Annotated in this window: 6 protein-coding genes; all 6 read left to right on the forward strand. The window is 53.2% G+C overall.

The window, feature by feature from the left end; all coding sequences use genetic code 11:
• Positions 1–1,569, forward strand: a complete 1,569-nt coding sequence (locus tag C0617_RS15610) for an amino acid adenylation domain-containing protein (RefSeq protein ID WP_291317967.1) — start codon at positions 1–3, stop codon at positions 1,567–1,569.
• 61 nt (positions 1,570–1,630) lie between these two features.
• Positions 1,631–2,266 carry a GNAT family N-acetyltransferase gene (locus C0617_RS15615; protein ID WP_291317968.1) on the forward strand — a complete coding sequence of 212 codons (636 nt, stop codon included), beginning with the start codon at positions 1,631–1,633 and terminating at the stop codon, positions 2,264–2,266.
• Positions 2,241–2,924: a sugar transferase gene (locus tag C0617_RS15620; RefSeq protein WP_291317969.1), complete on the forward strand. Its 684-nt coding sequence runs from the start codon at positions 2,241–2,243 to the stop codon at positions 2,922–2,924. The genes C0617_RS15615 and C0617_RS15620 overlap by 26 nt, the downstream gene beginning before the upstream one ends.
• 24 nt (positions 2,925–2,948) lie before the next feature.
• On the forward strand, positions 2,949–3,938 hold the full coding sequence (locus C0617_RS15625) for an endonuclease/exonuclease/phosphatase family protein (protein ID WP_291317970.1): 990 nt from the start codon (positions 2,949–2,951) through the stop codon (positions 3,936–3,938).
• A gap of 129 nt (positions 3,939–4,067) precedes the next feature.
• Entirely contained in the window at positions 4,068–5,234 is a 1,167-nt protein-coding gene (locus tag C0617_RS15630) for a DegT/DnrJ/EryC1/StrS aminotransferase family protein (RefSeq protein WP_291317971.1), read from the forward strand.
• A 133-nt stretch (positions 5,235–5,367) separates the two neighbouring features.
• Entirely contained in the window at positions 5,368–6,588 is a 1,221-nt protein-coding gene (locus tag C0617_RS15635; protein WP_291317972.1) for a PqqD family peptide modification chaperone, read from the forward strand.
• The last annotated feature ends 564 nt before the right edge of the window (positions 6,589–7,152 follow it).

Here is a 7,152-nt window from a genome sequence, read left to right on the forward strand (position 1 = left end):
ATGGGTGTGTACCTGCTTCATCATTTGTTAACCAGGAGCGCCGAAAAACATCCCGACCGCACTGCGCTCATCCACGGGGAACGGACCCTGACCTATGCCGAATTGGACCAACAAAGTGGCCGCCTTGCCACCCTTTTGGTCCAAACGGGGGTCCGCCCCGGGGACCGGGTGGGTATTTTGGTCAAAAAATCCCCGGAAAGCGTTGTGGCCATTTTCGGTATCCTGAAGGCGGGTGGAGTCTATGTCCCGCTTGACCCCCAGGCGCCTCCCCAGCGCCAGGGCCTTGTACTGAGCGGTTGCGACATATCGGTACTGGTTGTTTCCTCCGCGCTTGCAGGGCAGCTGTTGGCGATGCCGGAAGGCGGAGCCGGAGTGAAGTCGGCCGTGCTAACCGACGGCTCACTGCCAAAAGAAACTCCCTGGCGGACACTGGCCTGGGAAGAGGTTGCCTTGGCTCCGGAGGCGCCGCCGGTGGAAATTTCCGACACCCGGCCGGCCTACATTCTTCATACATCCGGTTCGACAGGGGTACCGAAGGGGGTCACCATCTCCCATTCGAATGCTCTGGCATTTGTCGATATGGCGGCCGATTTTTTTGATGTCGGCGTTGATGACCGCGTGGCCGGCCACGCTCCTTTCCATTTCGATCTGTCTGTTTTCGATCTGTTCACCGCTGTGCGCAATGGGGCGACGCTTGTTCTGGTGCCGGAAAATCTTGGCCCGTTTCCGGCTCGCCTGACTCAATTTATCGAAACTTCGGGGATTACGATCTGGAATTCGGTGGCGTCGGTTGTTGCTCTGATGGCCGAGCGCGGCAACTTGGGCGATCGAAATTTCGATGCACTGCGTCTCGTGCTTTTCTCGGGGGACGTGCTGCCGGTGAAGCACCTGCGGCGGGTCCGGGAGATGATGCCAAAGACCGATGTCTACAACCTTTACGGGCAAACGGAAGCCAACTCGTCGACGTTTTATCAAGTTGGGGAGATCCCCGACGATGAGTGCTGGAAGATTCCCATCGGTCGCCCCTTCCCGAACTTCGAGGTGTTCGCCCTCAATGAGAAGGGAGAGGCTGTTCGCCGGCCCGGTGAAATCGGGGAGCTTCATGTTTGCAGCGCGACGGTGGCTCTCGTGTATTGGCGGGATACCGAGAAGACCGCGACCTCTTTCGTTGAAAATCCTCTTCGTCCTTGGCCGGGGAGGGTGTATCGCACCGGAGATCTGGTAACTTTTGACGAGGATGGCAACCTGCTCATCCTCGGGCGTCGGGATCGGCAGGTCAAGAGCCGTGGCTACCGGATCCAGATCGATGAGATCGATTTGGTTCTAAACAGTCACCCGGAAGTGCGGGAGGCGACCGTGGTGGATATCTCCGACGAGGTGCTCGGCTCCAGAATCCTTGCCTTTGTGCAGGCAGGCAACCTCTCCGGCCTGGATCTTCTTGATTTTTGCAGCCGTTCTTTGCCGCCCTATATGCTTCCGGAAACAATTCATTTCCTGGAAGAATTCCCCCGGACCGCGACCGGAAAAGTTGACCGCAACGTTCTTCGGACCATGAAGGTCGGCATGTAGAAGAAAAAGAAGAAATCTGGACCTTTTTCAAGAGGGTTCGATTTTAGAAAGGAGCAACAACATGGTGAGGTTGGGATTGATCAAGTATCACCAGTTTTGCGAGCATGCCAGGAAGGAGGGCTTTGGGGCCGCTTTGCGGTTCTCCTTTTACAAGTACGAGGAGGCGGTGCCGGTTGAGAAGAGCCTGGCGGAATTGAAGCCTTTGAAGAAGCCGCCAACCGATGGCCTGCAACTCCTGGACTTGGGACCGGAAGAGTTTTTCGAAAGTCCCATTTTCTACCCTCTGCGAAGCCGCCGTGAACGGGCCGCAAGTTATTTCCGCCGTGGTTACCGGACCGTTGCCATGATCCGTAATGGCAAGGTCGTCGGCGACCTGTGGTATGTAAGCCGAGATGCCGCCCGGACGCCCGAAATCCATCCTCACGTGAAGTGGTTCGGGATCGATCTTGGCCCGGACGAGGTCTACATGTTCGATATGCATGTTGTGGCCGATGAGAGGGGGGAAGGGTTAGCAACTTATTTTATGGGGAGCGTCCTTCACCATCTGCAAAAAAGAAATGTTCGCAAAGCTTACGGTTATTTTGCCGCTCACAATACCCCTGCTTTATGGGTGCATCGGCTAGTCGGGTTTCGGGAACTGTCGCGTTTCACCGTCCGGAGATTCTTTCTTTATGAGACGGCCAAGGCAAAAACCTGAACCTCGCGAAGGGGTTCTCCAGAAACAGCCAGGGAAAAGAACGCTGGACCTGCTTGTCACTTTGGCGGCGTTGTCTCTTCTTTTGCCGGTTATCGTAGTGGTCGCTTTCTTGGTGCGGGTGCGGCTCGGCTCTCCCTTTCTTTTTCGGCAGGTTCGCCCTGGGCTGTATGAAAAGCCGTTCAAGTTGCTCAAGTTCCGCACCATGTCAAATGCACGCGATGAGGACGGTCGTCTCCTGCCGGATGGGCAGCGGTTGACAGCATTCGGCCGATTCCTCCGGCGAAGCAGTCTGGACGAGTTGCCCGGGCTGTTCAATGTCCTGCGTGGCGACATGAGTTTGGTCGGTCCGCGCCCGTTGCTGACGAAATACCTGCCCTACTATTCGGGAAGGGAAAAGTCGCGGCATACGGTCCGCCCCGGTTTTACTGGGTGGGCACAGATTCATGGCCGCAACTTTTTGCCCTGGGATGAACGACTGGCTCTGGACGTCTGGTATGTCGAGAATTGGTCATTGCGATTGGATCTATATATTCTGGTCATGACCTTTTGGAAGGTGCTTCGCAGCGAAGGTGTGGCCCCTGACACCGATGAAGTCGAGCCTGATCTCGACCATGAGCGCGAGGGCCGGGGGGAATGTAGGGATGCCTTTATCCCCTGACGTCATTTGCAGGTTCAGTTTCGAATGAATGCGAAAGCACCCATTTCCCGTTTCTTCCGGCTTTTCTTCCGGGCTGTCTGGTGGTCTTTTGGCGTGGCCGTTTTTGCCGGCCTTGTCTTGCGTTGGTGGTCGGGCGATCATTTCTTCTTGGCCCGCTATACCGTGTACCTGATGCCCTGGCTACTCATCGGATTGTTGCCTGGAATGATCTGGGCAGGATTGATGCAACATCTTCGACTGGCGACGGTCCTCGGCCTTTCGGCGGCCATTATTCTCGGCCATCATGCTCATCTTTTCCGGTTTTCTCAGGAAACCTCTTCTCGGCCTGCCGCGGAAATCAAGGTCATCACCTTTAATACCTGGTCGAAAAATCCTTATGCAGATCGGATTGCACAGGTCGTTCAGAACCATCGGCCGGATATCCTCCTGCTGCAGGAAATCAACCCGAAGGTATTTAATGCTCTGCTAACGGATCTTCATGGGCTTTATGGCGAGGGGGACGTATACAGTGCCTATGCGCCCGCCTTGCTCCAAGCCGTGGTCAGCCGCTACCCCCTTACATCACTGGAGGTTTTCGAAGAAAAAGCGAAGGCGCAGGCAGTCAGGGTCGAGTTGCCACGGGGGAGCTTTATTGTCTTTAACGTTCATCCCCTGTGGGGCAACTGGTTGCGCAGGCACAATCAGTTGAAAGCCTTGATTGAGGAAAATGTACTTGCAGAGCCTGGTCCGATCATCCTGGGGGGAGACTTCAATACTCCGGACCAGACCGATACTTATCGATTGATTTCAAAGTATTTGAACAATGCGCATGGGAAAGCAGGGCGGGGGTTCGGTTTTACTTTTCCTTCCCAATTGTCTAGTTTTAATAGAAAAATCAGTCTTTTACCAATGGTGAGAATTGACCATATTTTTTTAAGCAGTCACTTTGAAATTTTAACTTCCTACATTATAGAGGACTCAGCTGGCTCTGACCATAAGCCGGTAGCCGCAGAAGTTCAGCTGAAATCCATTTAGATAGCTTGACTCGTGAAGATTATGGGGGTTAAATTAATGAAAAATGAGGTGTTTAATGCAAGGAATAGTGTCCTGACATCGCCAATACCAAAGACAGACCCAAGAGTATTTCCTTCCTGGCCATCCTTCATGCAGGATGAGATCGATGTGGTGGCCTCCGTGCTGCAGTCAGGTCGGGTCAACTACTGGACCGGCGACGAAGGCCGTCAGTTCGAGCAGGAGTTCGCCGAGTATTGCGTATGCCGCTACGGGGTGGCCCTCTCCAATGGGACGGTGGCTCTTGAACTGGCCCTCTACGCCCTTGGCATCGTTCCCGGCGACGAGGTTGTCACGACCAGTCGGACTTTTATCGCTTCGGCGAGCGCTGTCTGCATGCGTGGCGGTATCCCCGTGGTCGCGGACATAGACCCGGTAAGTCAGAACGTGTCTGCCGAAACCATTCGCAGGGTTGTTACGCCCCGAACCCGGGCAATTATTGCTGTGCATCTGGCGGGGTGGCCATGCGACATGGATCCAATACTCGAACTGGCTCGTGAGTTTCGCCTGAGGGTCATCGAAGACTGTGCCCAGGCCCACGGCGCAACCTATAAGGGACGGCCCGTCGGTTCCCTGGGGGATGCGGCTGCCTTTTCCTTTTGTCAGGACAAGATCATGACCACCGGCGGAGAAGGAGGCATGCTTACCACCAATGACCACGATGTCTGGAATCGCGGATGGGCCTTTAAGGACCACGGCAAAAGTTACGATGCGATATATAACCGCAATCACCCGCCCGGGTTTCGCTGGCTCCATGAATCCTTTGGCACCAACTGGCGAATGACGGAGATGCAGGCGGCTATCGGGAGAGTACAGCTTCGCAAACTGGAAAACTGGTTAAGGGCCCGCCGCCGCAATGCGGCTGTTCTGACGAGATTTTTTAAGTCCATTCCAGCGCTTCGGGTGACAGAGCCTTCCGCCGAAATCGAGCATGCGTACTACAAGTATTATGTGTTCATAAGACCCGAAATGCTCAAAGAGGGGTGGGGCCGGGACCGGATCATGGGGGCCATTAATGATGAGGGGATCCCATGCTTTAGCGGAAGTTGCAGCGAAATTTATCTGGAGAAGGCTTTTGAGGGCCTGGATCGGCCTGGCAGTGCGCACATCCCCAGATTGAAGGTGGCGAAGGAATTGGGTGAGACGAGTCTTATGTTTTTAGTGCATCCGACCTTGAGCGCGCCCGACATGATGGATACCTGCCGTGCAGTGGGCAAAGTATTCGAAACAGCCAGCAAAGGCTTTCGGCAGAATGGGTAGGGACTCTTTCGATTCCGGAATAAAGCTAAAACTACTCGGTTTTAATGGAAGGGGCAACGTCCTCTGCCAGGAATTTCAAGTTGAGATCGCTCGTTGATTTTTTTGGGGAACGTTCTCGTAGCAAGGGGGGGAAGTGAATATTTCTCAAAATATCCGTCTGAATAGTGAAGGTTCTCTTCCCTCGGCTTCTCCATACGTTCACTTTTTCCCTTTCGCCGATGGTGGGGTTCTGTTTCTCCAGGGGACGAACCGGGTTTGGACCCTGAATCTCTCCTCGGCGTATATCTGGTGCCTTCTGGACGGAGAAACCAGCGTTGAAGACATGACCGCAACATTGGCGGCAAAGTTTTCTATTGATGAAGTCACTTCCAGGCGTGACGTTGAGGATGCACTGAACCGTTTTGAACGAGAGGGTCTTTTAGGAGCGGACCGGCCGCAGGATTCTGGGGATGGCATTGATCCGTGGAAAATAGATTTGACCGGCCCGCCTCTCGCCGAGCAGGGGGAGTGGGCAGTAAGGAGATCTTTCGCAACCCCTCACCAGGTGTTTGAATTTAGTTGCAGCGATTTTCGCCTTGTAGAGGCGTTTGCTGAAACAATGACACACCTTTCTTCATGTCGCGGCGCCCTTCCCGACACCCGTCTTGCGGTTCTCCCCAGCGACAGCCTGGCCAACGCCTGGGATATTTACCTGGATGGCCGGCGTTACAAGGCAGGTGTGCCAGAGAACGGAGTCCTTCCGTGTCTTGCCTCTGTGGTCTTTATCCGTGCCAGCGAGGCCCTGAATCAAAGCTTCTTGATTCATGCGGCCGTTCTTGGCAACGGAAACAGGGTGATCCTTTTCCCTGCTGATGCTGGGAGCGGAAAAACGACCCTGGCGGCAGCTTTAGCCGCCAATGGATTGAAATTTTTTTCCGATGAATTGGCGGTCTTGAATGTAGATACCCTCCGTGTCTCGCCCCTGCCTCTGCCGATGAGCATAAAGCCAGGTTCGGTGGAAATCCTGGCTCGCTACTATCCGGGACTCGCCCAGAGAAGCGTTTGGCTACGGCTGGACGGCAAGCATGTTCGCTACCTGCCTCCGCCATTGGAGAGCCTTCCCCTGTACGGAGACCTTGCTCCGGTTGGATCAATCGTCTTTCTACGTTACGAAAAGGGTGCCCAGACGCGTCTTCTTGAATTGGGCAAGTTTGAAGCCCTGCAACGCCTCGTAAAGACAGGTTCCTCAAACAGAGAGTGCAGAGCGAAAGATATAGAGGCCTTACTAAAAATGGTTGAAGGTATTTTGTGTCATGAACTAGTTTGCTCTGACCTTGATACGGCTATTTCACTCTTAGAGGAAGAAATATTATAAGACTTACTTGTTTTTTGAAATAAAGCCTAGCGCTTTTTAAATCATTTTTGTTTCGTTTGAATATTATTGTTTTGTAAAATTTTCGATACTGGGAAAAGATGTGATTCTCAAACGGAATTAAGACAGACCTATATGACTTGTATCTCCCTGCATTGATATCTGTCCCTCCTGCTAAAGACCTCTCCAGATTGCAAATCTCTTGTGAAGATTCCCCCCTTCTAGTTTGGGCCGTCACTAGGGGCCGATTTTGGGTCTTTTGAAATCCGGCCGGCACCAATAAACAGACCTTAGACGTAAAAAGCCTTTAACGACCCCAAAAGACAAAAACTGGGCTTTCTCCCAACTTATAGACTAGAAAAATTCCTTCCTTCTTGGCATTGAATAGTTTTCATTTAGTTCTAAAATTATATCAACTCCCCCGAGAGGCCTCCTTCTTTAAATGTAAAAAAACGCCCAAAGGGGGGTGTCCCAATCCGAGACTGGACCAGTCGGCAACCAGGGTTTATTGTGATTTTCGTGGCCGGTTTTAAGTTTTAGGTTGTAAAGCGCGGGCGATGATTATCC

Source organism: Desulfuromonas sp. (genome assembly GCF_002868845.1).
Taxonomy (GTDB): Bacteria; Desulfobacterota; Desulfuromonadia; order Desulfuromonadales; family BM501; genus BM501.